Below are 24,227 nucleotides of genomic sequence, written 5' to 3' on the forward strand. Positions count from 1 at the left end.
TAAGCCATCGGCCGGTGGAGGTTTTTGCAAGAAAACCGAAGCCGTGAGCTGCGGTGAAGCGGAACGGACGGGAACAGAAATCGCCGGACGGCGGTCTTCGGATCGCAGTTTTATAAAATTCGGCAGCGTTCCGACGACCGCCGTCTTCCCGACCTCAAGCCATCGAGGTCAGTTCTTTGACAATGGCCAGGGCCGAAAAGGCAGCGTGGCGATGAAGATGTTTGCGATGAAAGACCCCTCTCCGTCTCGGCTTCGCCGAGCCACCTCTCCCCCAAAAGGGGCGAGGAACCGGAACCCGCGAACGTCGCGCTCTGCGAGTATCGAGGCATCACGCAGTTTCCACATGGCACCGATCCAACAGGACTTGGGTTCCTCGCCCCTCTGGGGTTGAGGAACGGTCCGCGTAGCGGACGAAAAGCCAATTGCTTGGCTTTTCGAGTGACGAACGTGGCTCGGCGAAGCCGAGACGGAGAGGGGTTGTTGGCCGTAGAGCGAGAGTTTCTTCGCGTTGGAGTGGTTGAGGTTACCCCTCCCGACCGGGCTTCGCCCGGCCACGGCCCTCCGCTATCGCTCCCAGCCCTTCGGGCGCTCAAGACCTTCAAAACGTCCACCGGACGTTTTGATCCGCCCGAGGGCGAACCGGTCTTTCACCGTTCGTCGCTCGAAAAGCCAGGCAATTGGCTTTTCGTCCGCTGCGCGGACCGCTTCTCACCCCCTCAAGGGGGAGGGGAACGACGGCGCTCAGTTCCGGCCCAATTCCTCCAGGAACGCCGGCAGGTCGGCCACCGAGTCCAGCACCACGTCGGCCATCGGCGCCAGCGAGGCGCGCGTGCCGGTGCCGGACAGAACCCCCACCGCCAGGCCGCAGCCGCCCGCACGCGCCATATCGAGGTCGTGGCGGTTGTCGCCCACCATGGCGATCTCGGCCGGCTTCAGTCCGGTCAAGTCGCAGAAGGACAGCACCACGTCGGGCGCCGGCTTGGGGTTGGCCACGGCGTCGTAGCCGTAGGCGGCGTCGAAAAGCTGGGCGATGCCGAGGGCCAGCAGCGTCTTTTCCGCGCCGCTGGTGGAATCGTTGGTGGCGACGCCCAGCCGGTAGTCGCGCCCGTGCAGCGCCGCCAGCGCTGCTGGTATGCCCGGCAGCGCCACCGCCTTGCGCGATCCTTCCACGGCCGTGATCTCGTTGAAGCGGGCAAGGGCGGCGCCCTGCTCCTGCCGCGACAGCTGCGGAAACCACGCCTCCACCACGTCGCGGTTGGTGCCGGCGGCGAAGATCGAGTCGGCCTTGAAACGCCGCGCATCGAAATCGTAGCCGGCCACGGTGAGCAGTTCGTCGGCCGCCGGCCGGTCGCCGTCCGCCGCCTCCATCGCCATGAAATCGGCGACCGCCGACCAGGTGGCGTTGAAATCGACCAGCGTGCCGTCCTTGTCGAACAGGATCCCCTTGATGGTTGCCAATTGCCGCCTCACCCCTTCGCGCCCAGCCGCCGGATATGTCCCACCAGGCCGGCGGTCGAGGCGTCCCTGCCTGCGGCACTCTCCTTGCCTTCCACGACAGGCAACAGCTGCGTGGCGAGCTCCTTGCCGAGTTCCACGCCCCACTGGTCGAAGGAGTTGATGTCGTAAAGCACGCCCTCGACGAAGACGCGGTGCTCGTAGAGCGCGATCAGCCGGCCGAGCGTGCGCGGGTCGAGCTTCTCGTAGAGGATGGTGACCGAGGGCCGGTTGCCGGAAAAAACCCGCTGCGGGGCTATGCGGTCGACGAAATCGGGCTTTTGCCCCTTGGCCAGCATCTGCGCCCGCGCTTCCTCCAGCGTGCGGCCCTTCATCAGAGCTTCCGACTGCGCAAGGCAGTTGGCGAGCAGCAGGTCGTGGTGGTGCCTCAGGTTCGGCTCATGGCCGATGGCAGCGGCGAGGAACTCGACCGGGATAATGTCGGTGCCCTGGTGAAGCAGCTGGAAAAAGGCGTGCTGGCCGTTGGTGCCGGGCTCGCCCCACACCAGAGGCCCCGTCGGCGTCGTCACCGGCTTCGAATCGACGGTGACGCTCTTGCCGTTCGATTCCATGTCGAGCTGCTGGAGATAGGCCGGCAGGCGCGACAGGCGCTGGTCGTAGGGGATGACGGCGCGGGCCGGATATTTGCACACCACGCGATGCCAGAAGCCGACGAGGCCGAGCAGGAAGGGCAGGTTCTTCTGAGGCGGCGTATCGCGGAAATGGGCGTCCATCTCGGCGCCGCCGCGCAGGAAGGCGCGGAAGTTCTCCGGGCCGACGGCGATCATCACCGGCAGGCCGATGGCGCCCCAAACCGAATAACGGCCGCCGACCCAGTCCCAGAAGCCGAACACACGCTCCTGCCGGATGCCGAACTTCGCGACGAGGTCGAGCGCGGTGGAGACGGCGGCGAAATGGTGGCCGACAGCCTCCTTGCCGAGCTTTTCCTGGATCCAGTGCCGGGCCGTCTCGGCATTGGTCATCGTCTCGACCGTGGTGAAGGTCTTGGAGGCGATGATGAACAGCGTCGTCGCCGGATCGAGCCCCTTCAGCGTGTCGTGGATATGGGCGCCGTCGATGTTGGAGACGTAATGGCTGCGCGGCCCGTCGTGATAGGGCGCCAGCGCCAGCGTGGCCATGGCCGGGCCGAGGTCGGAGCCGCCGATGCCGATGTTGACGACGTCGGTGATCGCCTTGCCGGTCGCGCCGGCCGCCTTGCCGGAACGCACGGCATCGGCGAAATCCGCCATGGCGGCGAGGACGGACTCGACGTCCTTCTTCACGTCCTGCCCGTCGACATGCAAGCCCTTGCCGTCGAGGTCGCGCAGCGCCGTGTGCAGCACGGCGCGGTCCTCGGTGATGTTGATGTGCTTGCCGGAAAACATCGCGGCGCGCTTTTCCTCGACGCCGGCTGCACCTGCAAGTGCTACGAGTTGGCGCATCGCCTCCTCGTCGACCGCGCATTTCGACCAGTCGAGCAGCAGGTCACCGTCGGTGGCGGAGAATTTCTCGAAACGCTGCGGGTCGGCGGCGAAGGCATCGCGCATGTTCATCGACAGCGAAGCGCGGTGTTTGCCGAGCGCGGCAAGCTGCTTGGCGAAGGCTTTGTGATCCACGGCAGGACTCCTCAGCGGTTTGCGGCGCAACTTAGCAGACCGCGTGCCACCGGCGGGAGGCCGGTAACGCGGTTTTGTCCCGCCGCGGGCGGGCGCGGACTATCGGCGGAATTTTCAACCGTTTCAACCGGCCGCGATCGGTTCCCGGGCCGGCTGATGGATCATTGGCATAAATCGGAGAAATCAGAAAAATTGATTGGCGCAATCGCTTATGCCAAGCATACAGTCCACTGGTCCACCAAGATTAAAAAGACTGACCATCGAGGAGAGCTTTTATGCCACAGCGTAATGACACGGCCATCTGGTCGGGCCTGTTCCGCATCTCTGCCGAGTCGGGCCAGACGCTGCAGGCGCAGATCAGGCAGGCGATCGTCGCCGCCATCCTCGACCGCCAGATCGCCGCGTCCATGCCGCTTCCCTCCTGCCGCATCCTGGCGGAGAAGCTCGGCGTGGCGCGCGGCACGGTGGTGCTCGCCTTTCAGCAGCTGGTCGACCAAGGTTTCCTGGTGGCGCGCGAGCGGCGCGGCCATTTCGTCAACCCGGAAGTGCTCGCCACGCCGGCCAAGCCGCAGAAGTCGCCCGAGCAGCAGAACGAGATCGACTGGAAGGCACGCCGGCAGATCGCCGCCTCCGACATGCCCCCGCCCAATAAGCAGGAGAACTGGATCAAGTCGTCCTATCCGTTCGTCTACGGTCAGTTCGACCCCGCGCTTTTCCCGACCGCCGAATGGCGCGAATGCAACCGCATGGCGCTGGCGGTGCTGGAGATCCGCAACTGGGCGTCCGACATGGTCGACCGCGACGATCCGCTCTTGATCGAGCAGATCCAGGCGCGGCTGTTGCCACGGCGCGGCATCTTCGCCAATCCCGACGAGATCATCGTGACGCTCGGCGCGCAGAACGCGCTCTACATGCTGGCCTCGCTGTTGATGACCAAGGGCTCCAAGGTAGCGATGGAAGACCCCGGCTATCCCGACGCGCGCTCCATCTTCAAGCTGGCGGGCGCCGACGTGCAGCCGGTGCCGGTCGACGAGTCCGGCATCGTGACCTCGGCCATTCCGGCCGATTCCGGCTTCGTCTTCGTCACGCCCAGCCATCATTGTCCGACCATGGTGCCGCTTTCGGCGGAACGGCGGCAGGACCTTCTGGCGCGCGCCAACCGCAACAACCAGATCATCATCGAGGACGGCTACGACAGCCAGCTGCTCGACGAGGCGCCGCAGCAGGCGCTGAAGAGCGTCGATCGCTCGGGGCGCGTCATCTATGTCGGCTCGATGTCGAAGACGTTGGCGCCGGGCCTCAGGCTCGGCTACATCGTCGCCTCCGCCGGGCTGATCGCGGAACTCAGGGCGCTGCGCCGCTTCATGCTGCGCCATCCGCCGGCCAACAACCAGCGTGCCGTCGCCCTGTTCCTGTCGCTCGGCCATCACGAGGCGCTGGTGCGCCGGCTTTCGGCGGCGTTCGAGGAGCGGCGCAAGCGGCTGGTGCATGCGATCGACGCCTTCCTGCCGGAATGGCGCTCGACCGATTCGGCCGGCGGCACCTCACTGTGGCTGGAGGGGCCGCGCGGCACGGATTCGCGCGATCTCGCGGCGGCGGCGGCCAGCCGCAGCGTCATCATCGAGCCGGGCGACCGCTTCTTCGACCGTTCCGACCGGCCGTCGCGCTTCATGCGCCTCGGCATCTCCTCGATCGCGCTGCAGCACATCGAGCCGGGCATCCGCGAGCTTGCGACGGCGGCAGGGCGCCGGCCCGCGGCGGCCTGAGCATCGCCTTCCGTTGCGCGACAGCTGACGCAAGGGCTGGCCCATCCGGCGGAATCGGCTGGCTCATGCTGATGGGCCAGACATGACGGCATAGTCCGATGCGGGAACAGAGCTGGACCAAGGCGGATCAACCGCTACCGGCCGGCTTCGCCGCATGGGTGGAGTTGTCGTGATGTCTGAGACTGCCGAGAAGCTCGACGCGCCGGGAGAAGAACATCGTTCACGCCGGTCCGGCGGGCGCGAAGCGCGCCGGGCCATGCGAGCCGCGCCGCTGGCCGACGACATCAGGCCCGTGCGCGCCGGCCTCGAAGGCGGGCGCTACGCACCGCTTTCGCAGAACGACCTCGAGCGCATCCACGAGGCGGTGCTGACGCTGCTGGAAACCGTCGGCTTCGCCAACGCCATTCCCTCCTGCATCGAGGCCCTGACCGGTGTCGGCGCCACATTGGGCGAGGACGGGCGGCTGCGCTTCCCGCGTAATCTCGTGCTCGACACTATCAAGCGCGCGGCGCGCAATTTCACGCTGCACGGCCAGGACCCGAAGCACGACATGGTGATCCAGGGCAAGCGCGTGCATTATGGCACGGCGGGCGCGGCCGTTCACCTCGTCGATGTCGAGAAGCGCGTCTATCGCGAATCGCTGTTGCAGGACATCTACGACGCCGCCCGCATCGTCGACGGGCTGGACAACATCCATTTCTTCCAGCGGCCGATGGTGCCGCGCGACATTCCCGACCCGCTCGACATGGATTTCAACACGCTCTACGCCTGCGTGATGGGAACATCCAAGCATGTCGGCACGTCGTTCACCGTGCGCGAGAACGTGAAGCCCGCGCTGGAGATGCTCTACGCGATTGCCGGCGGCGAGGAGAATTTCCGCGCCCGGCCCTTCGTCTCCAATTCCAACTGCTTCGTCGTGCCGCCGATGAAATTCGCCGAGGATGCCTGCGGCGTGCTGGAAGCCTGCGTGGAAGGCGGCATCCCGATCCTGCTGCTCTCGGCCGGACAGGCAGGTGCGACGGCGCCGGCAGCGATCGCCGGGGCCGTGGTGCAGGCAGTGGCCGAAGTGCTGGTCGGGCTGATCTACGTCAACGCGATAAAACCCGGCCATCCGGCGATCTTCGGCACGTGGCCGTTCGTCTCGGACCTCAGGACCGGCGCCATGTCGGGCGGTTCGGCCGAGCAGGCGCTGCTGACCGCCTGTTGCGCGCAGATGGCGCAGTTCTATGACCTGCCGGGTGGCTCGGCCGCCGGCATGGCCGATTCGAAACTGCCCGACATCCAGTCCGGCTTCGAAAAAGGCATCACCGACGTCATGGCAGGCCTGTCCGGCCTTAATCTCGTATATGAATCGGCCGGCATGCACGCCTCGCTGCTCGGCTTCTGCCTGGAAAGCCTCATCATCGACAACGACATGCTCGGCATGTGCCAGCGCTGCGTGCGCGGCATCGAAGTGACGGATGCGGCGCTCTCCGTCGACACCATCGCCGATGTCTGCCTCAACGGTCCCGGCCACTATCTCGGCCACGAGCAGACACTGAAGCTGATGCAGACGGAATATTTCTATCCCGCCGTCGGCGACCGCTTCTCGCCGAAGGAATGGAACGAGAAGGGCAAGCCGGACATTCTCCAGCGGGCCATCGCCGAGAAGAAGCGGGTGCTGGCCGAGCGTTTCCCGCGCCACGTGCCGCGCAGCGTCGACGAAAAGCTGCGCGTCCGCTTCGGCGATCTCATTCAGTTACCGCGCAGCGGCATGGGCGGCTGAAAGGCCGTCTCAGGCAATCCGGCCGAGCAGGCGTAGTAGCGTCGAGGCCTCGCGCTGAGTCAGCGGCGCCAGCGTCTCGTAGGTGATCGCTGCGGCGAGCGGCACCAGGCGCTCGATCAGGTCGCGCCCCTCCACCGTCAGGCTGACCAGCAGGCGGCGCTTGTCGGCGCCGTCCTTGCCGATCTCGACCAGGCCGCGCGCCTTCAGCCGGTCGATGACGCCCTTTACCGTTGCAGCATCCATGGCGATCAGGCTGCCGAGCTGGTTCTGCGAGGTCTCGCCGACCTCCTTGAGCTTGGCGAGCGCAGCGAACTGCGGCGGCGTCAGGTCGCCGATGCGCGCCGAAAAGATGGCCAGATGGCGCTGGTTGGCCTTGCGCAGGACAAAGCCGATCTGCTCCTGCAGATGATAGCCGCCATCCGGGCCGACGGTCATCGCTGGCCGTCCCAGACCTTGATGTCCTTTGCCTCCAGCCCGCCCATGCGGTTGTGGATGCGCGGGCCGCAGGCCATGGCGAGGCAGAACAGAATTTCGTCCGGCCGCGGCCCATCGGCGGCGCGCACCTCGACGGCGTCGAAGTGGCTGCGCACATAGGCGGCGTTGGTGTGGCCGAGCGGCACGTCCAACGTGGCGCCGGCGCCGCCGACCTTCATGGCCGACGGCACGATGGCCTTCGCCTGGCCGAGGCGCTCGCGCATCGCATATCCGCCCGGCACGTGCCACAGCGCGCCATGCTCGATCTCGCCTTCGGTGCCGACGATAGCGCCTTTGCCGTAGCCGTCGATGGCCGCGATGTCGCCGCCGAGCGCCGCAATCAACCGGTCGGTCAGGTCGAGGCCGAGCGGTTTCAGGTCCTCCATCGCCGGTTGCAGGTCTTCGACATAACGGCCGGCGAAGGGGTTTTTCACGATGCCTAAGGCGACCGCGCGTCGGCGCGGCTGCCTGGCTACCGGACCGCCTTCGTGAAAAATGTCTTCGATCTGGACCGCGATCCTGCGGATGGGGAATTCAGGCATGGGCGAGTTCTTTCTTTTCTGTCGAATGGGAGACAGCCGGAAGCGATATCGGGCCGCTGATGCGGGATTGCCCGGCAAGGAACAGCGCCGACGCGGCGATCAGGCCGCGATGGCGCAAGTCTTCGGCGACGGCCATGCCGCGCTCCAGCGCCGCGCCGACTTCGGCCGGAGACAAGACACCGACGCCGATGGTCACAAACCGCTCGCCAAGGTCGCTGTCGGGCGCGAGGTCGCAGGCCGGCTGCCGCGTAACGGCCGGATGGCCGGGCAGGTCGACGGCGTTGGCGACGATCGTGGCCGCCGCGTCGGCCTCGGCGCTGGTCCGGGCAAGCACGGTGACGGCATCGGCGATACCCAGCGAGAACGAACGACCGCGCCAGCCGCTGGTGGCGACGCCGCGCACCGGGTCTTCGGCCCGGATCGTGACGCGGTCGGCGAGGTCATGGCCGGTGCCGGCAATCGCCAATTGCATGGATTGGCCCTCGGCGAGGTGCAGCGCGCAATCGCCGCCATTGTTGACATAAGCGCGGTCGAGCCGGCGGCCGGCAAGCATCGCCGCCAGAATTTCGTCGGCGACGGCGCCCGCGACCGCCGCCATCGGCGTGATGAAGGTTTCGGCCAGCGGGGCGACGGCGGCCGCCATGCGCCGGGCGGTGGAGCCTGTGAAAGGCGACGACGAAAGCGCCTGCCCACCCCCACCCCTGCCCCCTCCCCGCAAGGGGGAGGGGAAGCTGCCGCGCGCTCCCTCTTTCTCTTCTCCTCCCCCCTGCGGGGAGGGGTCAGGGGTGGGGGTGGCGACGAGAGCCGGCTTACGCAACTCCGGCAACTCCGCCACCAGTTCGGTCAGGATCGTCTGGAAGCGCTCGACCGCCTGCGCATAGGCTGCTTGCCGTTCCCCGGCCGCCCCGAAGGCTTCCACGATCAGGTCGATGGGGCCGTGGTTGAGGTGCAGCCGCCGCCCGTCGTCCAGCCAATGCGCCTGCGGGCCGTTCATCGCTCCGGCCCCTCGCGCCGGCGCGCCTGCACCAGCGGCGGCCACGGATTGTCCGCCGGCGCGCCGGCGGTGTGGCGAGGGTTCAGGTATTCGCCGCCGCGTGCCAGCACATCCCCGACGCTGCGGATTTCGGCCTCGTAACCGCCGAGCCTCAGATAGTTGTCGCGGCGCAAGGTGAACTCGATGGGGGCCACCAGCGCCGGCGTCGGTACGTAACCGAATGCGTTGTCGGGCATGCGGCTGACATCGACCATCAGCGTGATGCCGCCGCCCGGCCAGACATAGCAGGGTGCGCCGCCGACCGTGACGTAGGTCTGCAGGCCATGCACGGAGCGGGTGAGATTGACCGGGTTCTCCGTGACGCCGGCGCGCAGCGAGCCCCCCGCCCCGCCGACGAACAGCACGGTACACAGGGCAGGCTCGCAATTGTCCTCGATCAGGTCGACCGATTTGCGCAGCCGCTCGGGAAATGGCTTTTCGACCGGCTTCAGATCGTCATCCAGCTCGTAATAGGAAAACTGCTCGCCCGTAGTGGAGACCATCAGAAGCGACAGGCCCGGCCGCGCGCCCTTCTTGGCGTTCCATTCTCCGAGGATCGACAAGGGGTCGGAGATCGTCGTGCCTCCCCAGCCCAGCCCCGGCTCCGACACCTTGAAATAGCGGCCGGGCGTGGAGCGGCGGCCGAGGATTTTTATGCCGGTATCCTGCCAGCCCAGCACCTTGCCGGCCTGATGCTCGGAAACGACGCCGGTGATGTGGTCGTCCACCACAACCACCTCGTCCACCAGCCCGCGCCATTGCGTGGCGAACATGCCGATGGTGGCCGAGCCGCAGCCGACGCGCATGCGGTTTTCCGCCTTGCCGTCGATGACCGGCGGGCGGCCCGCCTGCACGACGACGGTGGCGCCGCCGTCGATGGCAAGTTCGACCGGCTCTTTGTTGCAGAGCGCCAGCATGGCGTCGCAGGTGGCGCGGCCCTCGGCCTTGGAGCCGCCGGTGAGGTGATGCACGCCGCCGAGCGACAGCATCTGCGAGCCGTATTCGCCGGTGGTGACGTGGCCGATCGCCTCGCCGCCGGCGCGCACGACGGCCGTTTCATCGCCGATATGGCGGTCGGTGTCGATCTTCACCTTGACGCCACAATAGGAGAAAATGCCCTCCGTCACCACCGTCACCAGATCGACGCCCTCGACCTCCTGGCTGACGATGAAAGGCGCCGGCTTATAATCAGGATAGGTGGTGCCGGCACCGATGGCCGAGACGAAGCGGCGGCGCGTGTCGACCAGTTCGCCGTCCCACGCCTCGCCGTCGTCGAACGGCACGACGGCGGCGCCGGTCTCGGCGGCGTGATCGAGGATGGTCAGCGGGTCCATGCGCACGATGTTGCCCCCGACATTGCCGTAGCGGTCGCAGGCGCCGGTGCGGCCCTCGGCGATGTAGCACATGACCGGGCAGGCATCGCAGCGGATCTTTTCCGCCACTTTTTTCTCGCCGGGGTCATGCGTGTCGAAGCGTTCGGAGAGTTCGCTCATGACCACGCCTCCCTTATCGCGGCGAGCACGCGCGACGGCGTCGCCGGTACCTTCTTCACCAGCGCGCCGGTGGCATGGCGGATGGCGTTGAGGATCGCCGGGGCGGTCGGGATCAACACATGCTCGCCCAAACCCTTGGCGCCGAACGGCCCTTCCGGATCGGCCACTTCGACCAGGATCGTTTCAATCGGCGGCACATCGCCGATGGTGGGAATGAGATAGTCGTGCAGGTTTTCGGTGCGGCCGGGGATGTATTCCTCCATCAGCGCCAGCCCGATGCCCTGGGCGATGCCGCCCTCGATCTGGCCTTCCGCCAGAAGCGGGTTGATCGCCTTGCCGACATCATGTGCGGCGGTGATCTTTATCAGCTTCACCGTGCCGAGTTTCATGTCGACCTCAAGCTCGGCGACCTGCGCGCCGTAGCCGTAGACGGCATAGGGCTTGCCCTGCCCCTTCTCGTCCAGCGGCAGGGTCGGCGGGTCATAGCTTTCCTGCGCGACGAAGGCCAAACCATCAGCATCGGCAGTCAATTTCGATAGGTCGATGCGGCGGGTGGCTTCCCCTTCGCGGATGACGAGCGCGCCCGCCTCCAGCGCCAGCTGCGCCTCGCCCGAGACATTGGCGAAGCGCAGGATTTTGTCCCGCAGTGCCTTGCCCGCCTTCTCGGCCGCCTTGCCGGTGACGAAGGTCTGGCGCGAGGCGGAGGTCTTGCCGGCGTCGGGGGTGATGGCGGTGTCGGCGCCCTTCAGCCGGATCGCCGCCAGCGGCAGGCCGAGCGCATCGGCGGCGATCTGGGAAATCACCGTGTTGGAGCCTTGGCCGATATCGACCGCGCCCTGATGCAGCACCACCTCGCCAGCGGCGGAAATGCCGATCTTGATGGTCGAGGGATTGGGCAGCGAGGTGTTGCCGCAGCCATACCAGCATGACGCCACGCCGACGCCGCGCTTGCGGTCCGCGTTCGCGGCGTTGAAGGCTTCCGCCTCGGCCAACGCGCGATGCCAATGCGGCTCCAGCGCCTCCAGGCAGGCGGCGATGCCGACGCCTTCGAGCCTCTGCCCGGTGACGGTCTCGTCGCCGTCGCGCAGGCAGTTGGCGAGACGGAAGGCCAGCCGGTCGATGCCCAGCCTGTCCGCCAGTTCGTCGTAAAGGGTCTCCTGCATGATCGTCGCTTGCGGCACGCCGAAGCCGCGAAAGGCGCCGGAGATCGGCCCGTTGGTGTGGATGGCGCGGCCCTCGGCGCGGTAGTTCGGCGTGCGGTAAGGGCCGGAAGCGTGAACCGGCACGCGGTTGGCCACCGTCGGCCCCCAGCTCGCATAGGCGCCGGTGTTGAAATCGCCCTCGAACACCATGCCGGCGATACGGCCTTGCGCATCCGCGCCGATACTTGATCGCATGACGGCGGGGTGGCGCTTGGTGGTGGACATCATCGATTCGGAGCGCGTGTAGGTCAGTGCCGCCGGCCGGCCCGTCTTCATCGCCACCAGCCCGATCAGCGGTTGCAGCGAGACGTCGAGTTTGGAGCCGAAGCCACCGCCGGTGGCGGTCGGCATGATGCGCACCTTGTCCGGCGCGAGGCCGAGCACCTTGGCCGTATCGTCGCGGTCCATGTAGGGCGCCTGGGTGCAGGCAACGACGGTCAGCGTGTCACCGTCCCATGTCGCATAGCCGGCTTCCGGTTCGATATAGGCGTGCTCAACATAGGAGGTTTCGATGACCTGCGCGGCGGTGACGGCCGCCCCCGCCAGCGCCGCCTCCGGGTCGCCGCGCTCGACGAAGCCCTTCGTCAGCAGATTGCCAGGCCGGTTGGCATGGATCAGCGATGCGCCGTCCGCCTGCGCCTCGGCCGGTTGCAGCATGGCCGGCAGTTCGGTCCATTCGACCGGGAAATCCGACAGGTCGAGGCCAGCCACCGCGTCGCGCTCGGCGGCCACGATGGCGATCGCTTCGCCGCGGAAGCGCGCCACGCCTTCGGCCAGTGCCGGCTGGTCGGCGAAGGGCGCGATGACGCCGAAACAGTTTTTGCCCGGAATGTCGGCGGCGGTGAAGATGCCGACGACGCCGGATTTGGCCTGTGCCCAAGCATCGAGATCGCCGAAGGCGAAGCGGGGGTGGTGATGTGGCGAGCGCACGACCAGCACGGCAAGCGCATCGGCGGGGAAGGAATCGCCGCCAAAGGCTTCGGTACCGTTGATCTTGGGTACGCCGTCCAGTCTGGCAATACGCGCGCCGACGGCGTGACCGGAGGCCGGGAGGTGGCGATCGATGCCGCCGGCGTTTGAACCGTAGTCCGCCGCGTCCATCACAGCCGCGACGATCTTGCGGTAGCCGGTGCAGCGGCAGAGCACGCCGCCCAGCGCATCCTGCACTTGCGCCTCGCTCGGATGCGGCTCCTTTTCCAGGAGCGCCGTGCCGGCGACCAGCAGGCCGGGCGTGCAGATGCCGCATTGCGCCGCGCCACGGGCGAGGAAGGACGCCTGCAAGGCCGACAACGCACCGTTGGCCAACCCTTCCACCGTTGTCACCGCAGCGCCGTTCACCAAGGCCGCCGGCGTCAGGCAGGCGCAGACCGGCTCGCCGTCGAGCAGCACGGTGCAGGCGCCGCAGTCACCGGCGTCGCAGCCGACCTTGGTGCCGGTGAGGCGCAACTCGTCGCGCAGCAGCGCGGACAGCCGCCGAACCGGCGGCACGGCGAGCGAGACCGGCGCGCCGTTGACGTGGAAGGCGATATTGATGCGCCCTTCGCTCATGCCGCCCGCCTCCCTTCGTCCAGCGCTGCGGCAGCAACCACCGCGCGGGCCACGATCTCGCGCGCGGCTTCGATGCGATAGGCGGCGCTGCCGCGCACATCATCGATCGGGGAAAGCTCGTCCATGGGTGCCGCCAGAACCGCATCGCGCAAGGCGGGAACAGGCATACCGCGCAGCGCGGCCTCGACGCCGGCCAGCCTTCGCGCCACCGCCGAGCAGGCACCGACCGCGACGGCCGCCTCGCGGACAACGCCTGTTTCCACTATGATTCGAGCGGCCGCCATGCCGATGGAAATCACCAGATAGCGACGCGCGCCCAGCTTGACGAAAGCGGAACAGCCGGCGGCCGAAGACTTCGGCACGCGGATGGCGGTGACCATCTCGCCGATGCCGAGCGCGGTGCGGCGATTGCCGAGGATGAAGGCCGACAGCGGCAGGCGACGCGTTTCCGTCGCCGAGCGCAGTTCGACCTCGGCGTCGAGCGTAAGCAGCGCCGGCACGCCATCGGCCGCCGGCGATGCGTTGCAGAGATTGCCGGCAACGGTGGCGACGTTCTGGATCTGCGGCGAGCCGACCTCGCGCGCCGCCTGTCGCAGCGCATCGAAGGCGGCCGGAAATTGATGGCGGGCGATATCCGTCCAGGTGGTGCGCGCGCCGATGACCCAATGGTCACCGCTGTCGGCGATGCCGCGCAGTTCAGCCAGTCCGTTGATGTCGAGCACATCCTCCTTCAGCGGGCGGTTGCCGAGAGCCGGATAGAAATCCGTGCCGCCGGCCAGCAGCCGCCACGGCCGCTCGCCGAGCAAGGCCAGCGCCTCACTGAGAATGGTGGGTTTCGCGTAACGCGTCACGCTCTGCCTTCCCGTCGCTCCTTCCCTCGCAAGGAGCTGCCGGTACGTGGCCGGCAATTCATTTGTATACGAATGATATCAAGCCGCTCGCCATTGTCAAAGACAACCCGCGCGAGCACGTTCCGGATTCGGCGGGTTGACGCGGCGCGCCATCTGGTCAAGTTTCGACCGCCGCCGGCGGCTCGACCGGCATCCACACAGGACAGGAGGCTGGCTTGGCCGGGGAAGCGCTGATCGTCATCGACCTGCAGAACGACTTCTGCCCCGGCGGCGCGTTGGCTGTCGTCGGCGGCGACGAGATCGTGCCGCTGGTCAACGACCTGATCCGCCATGCCGACCACGTTGTCATGACGCAGGACTGGCACCCGGCCGGCCATTCGAGCTTCGCTTCCAGCCACGCCGGACGGCAGCCCTTCGAGACCATCGACATGCCCTACGGGCCGCAGACGCTGTGGCCGGATCACTGCATCCAGGGAAGCGCCGGTTCGGATTTCCATTCCGGCCTCGCCTGGACCAAGGCCGAGCTTGTCATCCGCAAGGGTTTCAGGGCAGCCATCGACAGCTATTCGGCCTTCTTCGAGAACGACCACAAGACGCCGACCGGACTTGCCGGGTATCTGCGCGAGCGCGGCATTGGCGCCGTCACCTTCGCCGGGCTGGCCACCGATTTCTGCGTCGCCTATTCGGCGCTCGATGCCGTCACACAAGGGTTCGAGGCCACGGTGCGGCTGGACGCCTGCCGCGGCATCGACCTGAACGGTTCGGTCGAGGCGATGCTGAAGCGCATGCGCGAGGCCGGGGTGCGGCTGGTTTGATGGTGCCGATTGTGCGTCCTTCGAGGCTCGCTTCGCTCGCACCTCAGGATGAGGGAGGTCGTGCTCACCGCCCAAGAGAGGCTGGCACAACCGGTCCTCATCCTGAGGTGCGAGCGAAGCGAGCCTCGAAGGACGCACGACGATCGATTAAGGGGGACAGAGTGCATCCAGTAAAAATCCTGGCGACGTTGATTGCCGTGTTGACCGCCGGTCCGGCATTTGCCTCCGAGGGCTTGCCGGGCGCCACCATGTCGCTTTGGTGGGCACTGCCCTTCGCCGGGCTGCTGTTGTCCATCGCAACAGGCCCGCTGCTCTTCCATCACACATGGGAACACCATTACGGCAAGATCGCCGCCGTCTGGGCCGCGCTGGTGGTGGTGCCGCTGGCTTTCGCCTTCGGCCCGCATCTGGCGACCGAAGCGGTGCTGCATGCGCTGCTCACCGAATACATGCCCTTCATCATCCTTCTGTTCGCGCTGTTCACCATTGCCGGCGGCATCCTGGTGGCGGGCAACATCCATGGTACGCCGCTCACCAATGTCGGGCTTTTGCTGATCGGCGCGCTGATGGCCTCGGTGGTCGGCACCACCGGCGCCTCGATGATCATGATCCGGCCGATCATCCGCGCCAACGACAATCGGCCCTTCAACGCCCATGTCGTGGTGTTCTTCATCTTCCTCGTTTCCAACATCGGCGGCTCGCTGACGCCGCTCGGCGATCCGCCGCTGTTCGTCGGCTTCCTGCGCGGCGTCGATTTCTTCTGGACCACCATCCATATCCTGCCCGACACGCTTTTCGTCGGCGGCGTGGTGCTGGCGGCGTTCCTCGTTCTGGATATCATTCTGCATCGCCGCGAGGGCGGCCTGCCGAAGGTCAAGGACCCGACGCCGGACTCCAAGGTGCGCGTGCGCGGCCTGCCGAACCTGCCGCTTTTGGCCAGCGTCATCGCCGCCATCCTGCTTTCCGCCTACTGGAAGCCAGGCGTCAGCGTTTCGATCTACGGCGTCGCGCTGGAGTTGCAGAACCTGGTGCGCGATGCGCTGATCCTGCTGCTGGCGCTCGCTTCGCTCGCCGTCTCGCGCAAGGAATACCGCGAGGCGAACGGCTTCAACTGGGGACCGATCGCCGAGGTGGCAAAGCTGTTTGCCGCAATCTTCGTGTGCATCGTGCCGGTGGTGGCGATCCTCCAAGCTGGCAACGAGGGGGCGCTGAAGCCGCTGGTGGCGATGGTGACGACCGCTTCGGGCGGGCCGAACGACCTCGCCTATTTCTGGCTGACGGGCGTGCTGTCGTCCTTCCTCGACAACGCGCCGACCTATCTGGTGTTCTTCGAACTGGCCGGCGGCGACGCGCAGCACCTGATGACGGACATGGCGACGACGCTGGCGGCGATCTCGGCGGGCGCCGTCTTCATGGGCGCCAATACCTATATCGGCAACGCGCCCAACTTCATGGTCTACGCTATCGCCCGCCAGCGTGGTGTGAACATGCCGAGCTTCTTCGGCTACATGGCGTGGTCGGGCGTGGTGCTGATCCCGACCTTCATCCTGTCGAGCTGGATCTTCTTCGACTGAGGCTGCCTATCTGGCCGCCTCGGCGGCGGCGCGGATGGCATCCATGTTGGCGCGATAGGCTGCGGCGGTGCCGCCCTTGAAGACGGCGGAGCCGGCGACGAAGGTATCGGCGCCGGCACTGCTGAGAAGCGGCGCCGTCTCAGGCGACACGCCGCCGTCGATCTGGATGCGGATCGGCCTGTCGCCGATCATCGCCTTAATGCGCTTCACCTTGTCGATCATCGCGGGAATGAAGGCCTGGCCGCCGAAGCCCGGATTGACGGTCATGATGAGAATCATGTCGAGCCGGTCGAGCACGTATTCGACGGCGCTCTCGGGCGTTCCGGGATTGAGCGAGACGCCGGCCTTCTTGCCGAGGTTGCGGATCGTCTGGAGCGAGCGCTCGAGATGCGGGCCGGCCTCGGCATGTACCGTCATGCCGTCGCAGCCGGCATCGGCGAAGGCGGCGAGGTAGGGATCGGCGGGCGCAATCATCAGGTGGCAGTCGAAGAACCTGTCCGTGCGATTGCGGATCGCCTTGATGACGGGCGGACCGAAGGTGATGTTGGGCACGAAATGCCCGTCCATTACGTCGAGGTGGATCCAGTCGGCGCCGGCGGCAGCCACCGCCTCGACCTCCTCGCCCAGCCTGGAAAAATCCGCCGACAGCACCGACGGCGCGATCACGATTCCTTCAGCCATTCGCCTTCGTTCTCCCAAAAAGCCGCCCACGCCGTAACGACCCGTGCTGCGCTTGTCGACTGGAATCCGCAGGAACCGGAGCCCTCCCGCTTCATTCCCCGCCGCCACAGCGGAAACCGTCGATGCAATGCCCGGCAGGATGCGCTCTTGACGACGATCGCCCGGTCACGGTCAATAGCGCAGGATGAGCGACCCCGGTCGCGGAAACGGAGGCCAAGATGCGTGCGAGTCTGATAGTTCTGCCGCTGTGCCTGTTTCTGGCGAGTTGCGGTTCCGATTCGTTGGTGGGACACCAGGAACGCAACATCATGTCGTCGCTGCCCTATGACAGCACGCCCTGCAACACCCTTCTGGCCAAGCGTCAATCGCTGATGAGCCGCTACAACCTCGATGAGAACGCCAAGCCGGTCGTCAGCGCGACGCCGCTGGGGCTCGGGCCGGTGGTGCCCGACACGCGCTCGAAGGCGCAACAGGCGGTCGAGCAGGCGCGCGGCGAGATCGACGCCATGAACCGCTCGATGGTGCGGCGCAAGTGCATCCCGGCACCACCCAAGGCGTGAGCCGGGCTTCCGAGGCTCAGTAACCGGCCTCGCGATCCACAAGGTCCCGCAAGGGCTCGCCGCGTTCGAACGCGTCCATCTGCCGAAGGATGATCGGGACCAGATGGTTGGGGTCCGAAGTGGCTGCGGCATGCGGCGTGACGAACACCTTGGGATGAGCCCAGAGCGGGCTGGTCTTCGGCAGTGGCTCGACCTCGAACACGTCGAGGCTCGCTTCCTTCAGCGTGCCGTCCTCCAGCGCGCGCACGATATCGGCATCCTTCTGCAACCGGCCGCGGCCGGCATTGATGAGCACCGCGCCGCCCAGCCCGTTGCGCCGCCGCAACTGCCTGAGCAGGCCATAGTCGACGATGCCCCTGGTGGCCGGGGTCAGCGGCAAAAGCACCACGAGGATATCGGTCGCGTTGAGAAAGGGGATCAGCCCAGCCTCGCCGGCGAAGGTAGAAACGCCTTCGACGGCCTGTTCGCGTCGCGACCAGCCGTTGACGCAAAATCCGAGCGACTTGAGGATCGACGCAGCCGCGCGGCCGAGCGTGCCCATCCCCATGATGCCGACGGAAATGTCGCCCGCCGGGCGCTGCGGCGCCTCATGCCAGATCTTCTTCGCCTGCTGGCTACGGTAAAGCATGGCCTGGCGATGATGGTCGAGCACGCGCCACACAACATATTCGGTCATGTGTTGGGTCAGGTTGTCGGCGACGATCTTGACGATCGGAACGTCGGGCAGGCCGGGATCGGCGAAGACATGATCGACGCCGGCGCCGATGGAAAAGATCACCCGCAGATTGGGCAGCGACGTCAGAAGGTTCGGCCGGTGTTTCCACACCACCGCATAGGCGATGGAGGGGTCGGTCGGCCCATCCGGCTCCAGCACCACCTCACGCTCCGTCGACAGAAGCTCATGCCAACGCTGCGGGTGGAAGCCAGTCAGCGCCAGAAGAACGCGGCCTTTGTCCATGACGGGCATTTCGTGTTCCCTCAATCCTTTATTCGTTCACCGCGCCGCTCGGTGCCGTCTCGATGCGGAACGCGGCCGATATCAGGGCCCGAGTATAGTCGGTTTGCGGATTTCCAAAAATCTGATCGGCTGGTCCAGCCTCGACGATGCGGCCGTTTCGCATGACGATGACGTCGTTGGCGAGCGCGCGGACCACCTTCAGGTCGTGGCTGATGAAGAGATAAGCGAGGTCGTGCCTGGCCTGGAGCCCGCGCAGCAGGTCGACCACCTGCGCCTGCACGCTCATGTCGAGCGCCGACGTCGGCTCGTCCAGCATGACGAATTTCGGGTTGAGCACCATGGCGCGCGCGATGGCGATGCGCTGGCGCTGGCCGCCGGAGAATTCATGCGGGTAGCGGAAGCGGGTGGCCGGATCGAGTCCGACCTCGTTCAGCGCGTCGACCACGCGGCCGTCGCGGGCATCGGCGCCGAGCTTCGGCTCGTGGATGCGCAGCCCCTCCTCGATGATCTCGGCCACCGACATGCGCGGGCTGAGCGAGCCGTAGGGGTCCTGGAAGACGATCTGCAATTCGCGCCGCAGCGGGCGCATGGCGTTGAAGGACAGCTTGTCGATGTCGCGGCCGTCGAAGCGGATTTCTCCTTTCGACGAGATCATGCGGGCGAGCGCCAGTCCCAGCGTCGTCTTGCCGGAGCCGGATTCACCGACGACGCCCAGCGTCTGGCCGGCGCGCACGGTCACGTCGATGCCGTCCACCGCCTTCACATGGTCCACCACCTTGCGGAAGAAGCCCTGCTTGATGGGGAACCAGACCTTGACCTGCTCCCCGATCATCACCGGCCTGGCGTCGGGATCGGGCGCCGGCGGCTTTCCCTTCGGCTCGGCGGCGAGCAGGTGGCGGGTGTATTCGTGCTGCGGGTTGTCGAAGATTTCCTTCGTCGGTCCGGTCTCGACGATCTTGCCTTTGGTCATGACACAGACACGGTCGGCGATTTTGCGCACGATGCCGAGGTCGTGTGTGATGAACAGCATCGACATGCCGTTCTTCTGCTTGAGCCTGGCCAAGAGTTCGAGGATCTGCGCCTGCACCGTGACGTCGAGTGCCGTCGTCGGCTCGTCGGCGATCAGAAGTTCAGGCTCGTTGGCGAGCGCCATGGCGATCATGACGCGCTGGCGCTGGCCGCCGGACAACTGGTGCGGATAGGCGCCGAGCCGCTTTTCCGGTTCGCGGATGCCGACCTCGTTGAGCAGTTCCAGTGTTCGCGCCCGCGCCTGCTCATCGCGCATGCCCTGATGCAGGGACAGCACCTCGACGATCTGCTGTTCGATCGTGTGCAGCGGGTTCAGCGAGGTCATCGGTTCCTGGAAGATCATGGTGATCTTGTTACCGCGCACCCGCCGCAGGTCCTTCTCGCCGAGCGCCATCAGGTCCTTGCCGTCGAAGCGGATTTCGCCCGACGGGTGGCTGGCCGACGGATAGGGCAGAAGCTTCAGCACCGACAGCGCCGAGACGGACTTGCCCGAACCGGACTCGCCGACCAGAGCCAGCGTCTCGCCTTTGGCGATGTCGAACGAGACATGGTCGACGGCGAGGCTTTCCGCGCCGCCCTGCGTGAAGGCGACGGACAGATCGCGGATGGAGAGGAGGGGTTGGGCGCTCACTTGAACGTCTTCCTCGGGTCGAAGGCGTCGCGGGTGGCCTCGCCGACGAAGATCAGCAGCGACAGCATGATCGAGAGCGTAACGAAGCCGGCGATGCCGAGCCACGGCGCGTTGAGGTTGCGCTGGCCCTGCTTCAACAGTTCGCCGAGCGAGGCCGAGCCCGGCGGCAGGCCGAAGCCGAGGAAGTCGAGCGAGGTGAGCGTCGAGATCGAGCCGTTGAGGATGAAGGGCAGGAAGGTCAGCGTCGCAACCATGGCGTTGGGCAGGAGATGGCGGAAGATGATCGTGCGGTTGGGGACGCCCAGCGCACGCGCCGCGTTGACGTATTCGAAGTTGCGGGCGCGCAGGAACTCCGCCCGCACCACGCCGACGAAGGCGACCCAGGAAAACAGCAGCATCAACCCCAGCAGGATGAAGAAACCGGGCGGCAACACCGCAGCGACGATCAAGAGCAGGTAGAGGACAGGGATGGCCGACCATATTTCGATGAAGCGCTGGAACAGAAGGTCCACCCAGCCGCCGAAATAGCCCTGTATGGCGCCGGCCGAGACGCCGATGACGGCCGAGCCCAGCGTGAGGATCAGGCCGAACAGAACCGACACGCGAAAGCCGTAGATGACGCGCGCCAGCACGTCGCGCGCCTGGTCGTCGGTGCCCAGCCAGTTCCAGTTGCCGACGATGCAGTCGGGATCGTTCTCGCCCTCGGGGTACTGGGCGCAGCGGGTCTTGACGTCATATTGCCACGACGGCCTGGATGGTGCGGCCTCCGGCACGGCGTTGTTGACGGTGCGATAGGAATAGCGGATCGGCGGCCAGATCATCCAGCCATTGGCCTCGATCTCGTCGCGGATCACCGGGTCGCGATAATCGGTGACGGCATAGAAGCCGCCGAATTTCTCTTCCGGGTAGGCCACCAGCACCGGGAACAGGATCTCGCCCTTGTAGGAGACGATGATCGGCTTGTCGTTGGCAATGAACTCGGAAAACAGCGTCAGCACGAACAGCGCGAGGAAAATCCACAGCGACCAGTAGCCGCGCCGGTTGGCCTTGAAATTGGCCCAGCGGCGCTTGTTGAGCGGCGACAGCCACGGCCGTTTCACCGGGCGGGCGCCGACTTCCTCGCGCTGCGTTTCCACGGCTGCCTTCAACTGGACATCCGACATCAGACGTCCCTCCGCTCGAAGTCGATGCGCGGATCGATCCAGGTGTAGGTGAGGTCGGAGATCAGGCTTATGAACAGGCCGATGAGGGAGAAGATGTAGAGGTTGGCGAAGACCACCGGATAATCGCGATCGACGATCGACTTGAAGCCGAGCAGGCCCAGCCCATCCAGCGAGAAGATGTTCTCGATCAATAGCGAGCCGGTGAAGAAGGCCGAGATGAAGGCACCGGGAAAACCGGCGATGACGATCAACATGGCGTTACGGAAGACGTGGCCGTAGAGCACCCGGTGCTCGGACAGGCCCTTGGCGCGCGCGGTGACCACGTACTGCTTGCGGATCTCGTCGAGGAAGGAGTTTTTCGTCAGCAGCGTCGTGGTGGCGAAGGCCGACAGCACCATCGCGGTAAGCGGCAAGGTGAGGTGCCAGAAATAGTCGAGGATGCGGGCCGGCCAGGAGAGTTGGCTCCAGTTGTCCGAGGTCAGGCCGCGCAACGGGAACAGGTCCCAGAACGAGCCGCCGGCGAACAGGATCATCAACAGGATGGCGAACAGGAAGCCGGGAATGGCGTAGCCGACGATGACGATGGCGCTGGTCCAGGTATCGAAGGACGAGCCGTCCTTCACCGCCTTGCGGATGCCGAGCGGGATCGAGATCAGATAGGAAATCAGCGTGATCCACAGGCCGAGCGAGATCGATACCGGCATCTTCTCCAGGATCAGGTCGACCACGGAAACGTCGCGAAAATAGCTCTGGCCGAAATCGAAGCGGGCATAGTTCCAGATCATCAGGCCGAAGCGCTCAAGCGGCGGCTTGTCGAAGCCGAACTGCTTCTCCAGCTTGGCGATGAATTCAGGATCGAGCCCCTGCGCCCCACGATATCGCGAATCGGCACCGCCGCTTGCCTCGAAGCCGCCGCCGGCGGTGACGTCGCCACCACCACCGCCGCCCAGACGATCGCCGGAATCGCCGCCCTGGTTGGTCAATTGGGCGATGACGCGCTCGACAGGGCCGCCCGGCGCGAACTGGACGATGACGAAGGACACAGCCATGATGCCGAGCAGGGTCGGGATCATCAAAAGGAGGCGACGCAGGATATAGGCGCCCATCAGGCCTCGCCCCTCATGTCCGGCCTCCAATGACCGTGCCTCTTGGGCCGATCCGCTTTTCAGGCCTTGCCAATCTTCGCCGCCCTCTCCTTGTCAAACCACCACAGGATCTCCGCCGGGAAGCCGTAGTCGGGCTTCGGCTCGACGAAGCCGAACATGTCCCAATAGGCGACGCGGTGATTCGCCAGGTAGTATGTTGGAATCCAGTCGAGGCGCGTGCGCAAGACCCGGTCGAGCGCCTTCAGCGCCGTGGTCAATTCCGCGCGGCTTTGCGCCCGCCCGGCTGCGGCGACAAGCGCGTCGACGGCAGGACTTTGGGTGCCGGGATAATTGCGCATGCCGGGCATCGTGGCCGAGCGAGAATGATAGAGGACTTCCAGCGAATCCTCCGTCGGGGTGGCGCCGATCGACCAGTGCAGCAGGATGAAATCGAAATCGTAGTCGTTCTGCCGCTGTTCGTATTGCGCCTGGTCTACCTGCCGGATGGTGGCGTCGATGCCGATCGTGCGCATCTTTTCCATCCACGGCGTGAACAGCCGCACCAGCCCGTCGTCCTCCGCCAATATCTCGACCTTCAGCCGCTCGCCCTTATCGTCGACGAAGAACTCGCCCGAGCGTTTCCAGCCGGCCTCGGTGAGCAGCTTCACCGCTTGGCCGAGTATCTTGCGGTCACGCCCGGAGCCGTCCGACACCGGCTGCAAAGGCGGCTCGCCGAAAACCTCGGCCGGCAGTTCGGCGCGGAACGGCTCCAGCAGTGCCAGTTCCTGTGGCGAAGGCAGGCCTTCCGCCTTGTAGTCGGATTTCTCGAAATTGGACTGCGCGCGGTCGTAGGAGCCGTAGAACAGCGTGCGCTGCGTCCACTCGAAATCGAAGCACAGGCCGATGGCGCGGCGCACCCGCACGTCCTTGAACTGCGGCCGGCGCTGGTTGAGCGCGACCGCCTGCATGTCGGGCCACTTTTCGCCGGGAAACTCGCGCTTGACGACCCTGCCTTGCGTAAGCGCCGGAAAATCGTAGCCGGTCGCCCAGACGCGCGCCGTGAACTCCTCGCGGAAATGCGTGTCGCCCTTCTTGAAGGCCTCGAAGGCTGCCTGGCGGTTCTGGTAGAAGTCTATGCGGATGCGGTCGAAATTATAGAGGCCACGATTCACTGGGAGATCGCGTCCCCAATAGTCGGCGAAGCGATCGTATTCGACGAACTGCCCGGCCGAGACGCGGCCCATCTTGTATGGCCCCGAACCCAGCGGTGGCGCCATCGTCGCCGCCTCGAAGTCGTTGGCGGTGTAGTAGGCCTTCGAGACGATCGGCATCTGGGCGACGGCAAGGATGTTCTGGCTCGATTGCTCGCCGCTGAAGGTCAGGCGCACCGTCGCGGCATCGACGGCCGCGGCGTCGGTCATCCAGCGCAGCGCCTGCGACAGGTTGGGATGGCCCTTTTCCTTGTAGAGTTTCAACGCGAAGACGATGTCGGCGGCCGTCAGCGGCGACCCGTCGTGCCAGCGCGCCTCGGGCCGCAGGGCAAAAGTGTAGGTGTTGCGGTCGGCCGAAAGCGTCACGGATTCGGCCAGCAGCCCGTAGACCGCGTCCGGCTCGTCCAGCGCGCTCACCATCAACGAATCGAAGCAATATTCGGTACGCGGCGGCGAATCGCCCTTCAACACCAGCGAGTTCAGTGTGTTGAAGGTGAGGAAGCTCTGGTTGAAGGTGGAATTCGGCGGGGCGAAATTGATGGTTCCGCCCTTCGGCGCATCCGCATTGACGTAGCCGAAATGGCTGAAATCGGCCGGATATTTCAGCTCGCCGAAGGCCGAAAGCCCGTGCAGTTTCGTTTCCGTCGGCGTATTGGCGAAAGCGCGGGCGGGCAGAAGCGCGGCCGCGGCGGCCGCCCCGCCCAGCGCCATCAGGCTCCGCCTGGAAAGACGCACC

At 66.0% G+C, this 24,227-nt stretch carries 19 protein-coding genes; 5 read left to right on the top strand and 14 right to left on the bottom strand.

The window, feature by feature from the left end; translation table 11 throughout:
• Positions 1-741: 741 nt before the first annotated feature.
• Complete coding sequence (locus E6C48_RS14195) at positions 742-1,458, bottom strand: HAD family hydrolase (RefSeq protein WP_136358295.1); 717 nt, start codon at positions 1,456-1,458, stop codon at positions 742-744.
• 8 nt (positions 1,459-1,466) lie between these two features.
• Positions 1,467-3,110 carry a glucose-6-phosphate isomerase gene (pgi, locus tag E6C48_RS14200; protein WP_136358297.1) on the bottom strand — a complete coding sequence of 548 codons (1,644 nt, stop codon included), beginning with the start codon at positions 3,108-3,110 and terminating at the stop codon, positions 1,467-1,469.
• 275 nt (positions 3,111-3,385) lie between these two features.
• Here pgi and pdxR point away from each other — a divergent pair, with 275 nt between their 5' ends.
• Positions 3,386-4,876 (top strand): MocR-like pyridoxine biosynthesis transcription factor PdxR, encoded by a 1,491-nt coding sequence (pdxR, locus tag E6C48_RS14205; RefSeq protein ID WP_136358299.1) that lies wholly within the window; start codon positions 3,386-3,388, stop codon positions 4,874-4,876.
• A 172-nt stretch (positions 4,877-5,048) separates the two neighbouring features.
• Positions 5,049-6,641, top strand: a complete 1,593-nt coding sequence (locus E6C48_RS14210; protein ID WP_136358301.1) for a trimethylamine methyltransferase family protein — start codon at positions 5,049-5,051, stop codon at positions 6,639-6,641.
• 9 nt (positions 6,642-6,650) lie between these two features.
• Here the strand turns inward: E6C48_RS14210 and E6C48_RS14215 are convergent, their stop codons facing one another.
• The 6 genes from E6C48_RS14215 to E6C48_RS14240 are packed head-to-tail and all read right to left on the bottom strand — an operon-like array spanning position 6,651 to position 13,784.
• Positions 6,651-7,076, bottom strand: coding sequence for a MarR family winged helix-turn-helix transcriptional regulator (locus E6C48_RS14215; protein WP_136358303.1), 426 nt, complete (start codon positions 7,074-7,076; stop codon positions 6,651-6,653).
• The gene (locus E6C48_RS14220) at positions 7,073-7,657 is read right to left on the bottom strand and encodes an amino acid synthesis family protein (protein WP_136358305.1); all 585 of its coding nucleotides are present in this window, start codon (positions 7,655-7,657) and stop codon (positions 7,073-7,075) included. The genes E6C48_RS14215 and E6C48_RS14220 overlap by 4 nt, the downstream gene beginning before the upstream one ends.
• Positions 7,650-8,651, bottom strand: a complete 1,002-nt coding sequence (locus E6C48_RS14225; protein ID WP_136358307.1) for a UPF0280 family protein — start codon at positions 8,649-8,651, stop codon at positions 7,650-7,652. The genes E6C48_RS14220 and E6C48_RS14225 overlap by 8 nt, the downstream gene beginning before the upstream one ends.
• Positions 8,648-10,183: a 6-hydroxynicotinate reductase gene (locus E6C48_RS14230; protein ID WP_136358309.1), complete on the bottom strand. Its 1,536-nt coding sequence runs from the start codon at positions 10,181-10,183 to the stop codon at positions 8,648-8,650. Before E6C48_RS14230 ends, E6C48_RS14225 begins: the two co-directional genes overlap by 4 nt.
• Positions 10,180-12,933 carry a molybdopterin-dependent oxidoreductase gene (locus tag E6C48_RS14235; RefSeq protein WP_136358311.1) on the bottom strand — a complete coding sequence of 918 codons (2,754 nt, stop codon included), beginning with the start codon at positions 12,931-12,933 and terminating at the stop codon, positions 10,180-10,182. Before E6C48_RS14235 ends, E6C48_RS14230 begins: the two co-directional genes overlap by 4 nt.
• Positions 12,930-13,784: an FAD binding domain-containing protein gene (locus E6C48_RS14240; RefSeq protein WP_136358314.1), complete on the bottom strand. Its 855-nt coding sequence runs from the start codon at positions 13,782-13,784 to the stop codon at positions 12,930-12,932. The genes E6C48_RS14235 and E6C48_RS14240 overlap by 4 nt, the downstream gene beginning before the upstream one ends.
• 215 nt (positions 13,785-13,999) lie before the next feature.
• On the opposite strand from E6C48_RS14240, the gene pncA reads away from it, so the two are divergent.
• Both pncA and E6C48_RS14250 read left to right on the top strand, forming a co-directional pair.
• Positions 14,000-14,599 (top strand): bifunctional nicotinamidase/pyrazinamidase, encoded by a 600-nt coding sequence (pncA, locus tag E6C48_RS14245; RefSeq protein WP_136358316.1) that lies wholly within the window; start codon positions 14,000-14,002, stop codon positions 14,597-14,599.
• 176 nt (positions 14,600-14,775) lie between these two features.
• Positions 14,776-16,173 (top strand): sodium:proton antiporter, encoded by a 1,398-nt coding sequence (locus tag E6C48_RS14250; RefSeq protein ID WP_407941001.1) that lies wholly within the window; start codon positions 14,776-14,778, stop codon positions 16,171-16,173.
• A 6-nt stretch (positions 16,174-16,179) separates the two neighbouring features.
• Here E6C48_RS14250 and rpe read toward each other — a convergent pair whose 3' ends face one another.
• On the bottom strand, positions 16,180-16,854 hold the full coding sequence (rpe, locus tag E6C48_RS14255; protein WP_136358320.1) for a ribulose-phosphate 3-epimerase: 675 nt from the start codon (positions 16,852-16,854) through the stop codon (positions 16,180-16,182).
• Positions 16,855-17,072: 218 nt separating this feature from the next.
• Here rpe and E6C48_RS14260 point away from each other — a divergent pair, with 218 nt between their 5' ends.
• On the top strand, positions 17,073-17,414 hold the full coding sequence (locus E6C48_RS14260; RefSeq protein WP_136358322.1) for a hypothetical protein: 342 nt from the start codon (positions 17,073-17,075) through the stop codon (positions 17,412-17,414).
• 16 nt (positions 17,415-17,430) lie between these two features.
• On the opposite strand, the gene E6C48_RS14265 is transcribed toward E6C48_RS14260, so the two are convergent.
• From E6C48_RS14265 to E6C48_RS14285, 5 genes are read right to left on the bottom strand one after another with little or no spacing between them, the layout of a single operon-like run.
• A complete protein-coding gene (locus tag E6C48_RS14265) occupies positions 17,431-18,372 on the bottom strand; it encodes a 2-hydroxyacid dehydrogenase (protein ID WP_136358324.1) in 942 nt (313 codons plus the stop codon).
• A 28-nt stretch (positions 18,373-18,400) separates the two neighbouring features.
• Positions 18,401-20,032 (bottom strand): ABC transporter ATP-binding protein, encoded by a 1,632-nt coding sequence (locus tag E6C48_RS14270; protein ID WP_136358326.1) that lies wholly within the window; start codon positions 20,030-20,032, stop codon positions 18,401-18,403.
• The gene (locus E6C48_RS14275; RefSeq protein WP_136358328.1) at positions 20,029-21,195 is read right to left on the bottom strand and encodes an ABC transporter permease; all 1,167 of its coding nucleotides are present in this window, start codon (positions 21,193-21,195) and stop codon (positions 20,029-20,031) included. Before E6C48_RS14275 ends, E6C48_RS14270 begins: the two co-directional genes overlap by 4 nt.
• A complete protein-coding gene (locus E6C48_RS14280) occupies positions 21,195-22,301 on the bottom strand; it encodes a microcin C ABC transporter permease YejB (protein ID WP_136358330.1) in 1,107 nt (368 codons plus the stop codon). The genes E6C48_RS14275 and E6C48_RS14280 overlap by 1 nt, the downstream gene beginning before the upstream one ends.
• Positions 22,302-22,360: 59 nt before the next feature.
• Entirely contained in the window at positions 22,361-24,202 is a 1,842-nt protein-coding gene (locus tag E6C48_RS14285) for an extracellular solute-binding protein (RefSeq protein WP_230978768.1), read from the bottom strand.
• Positions 24,203-24,227 lie beyond the last annotated feature (25 nt).

Origin of the sequence: Ollibium composti, assembly GCF_004801285.1 — a bacterium.
In the GTDB taxonomy this organism is placed as follows: domain Bacteria; phylum Pseudomonadota; class Alphaproteobacteria; order Rhizobiales; family Rhizobiaceae; genus Mesorhizobium; species Mesorhizobium composti.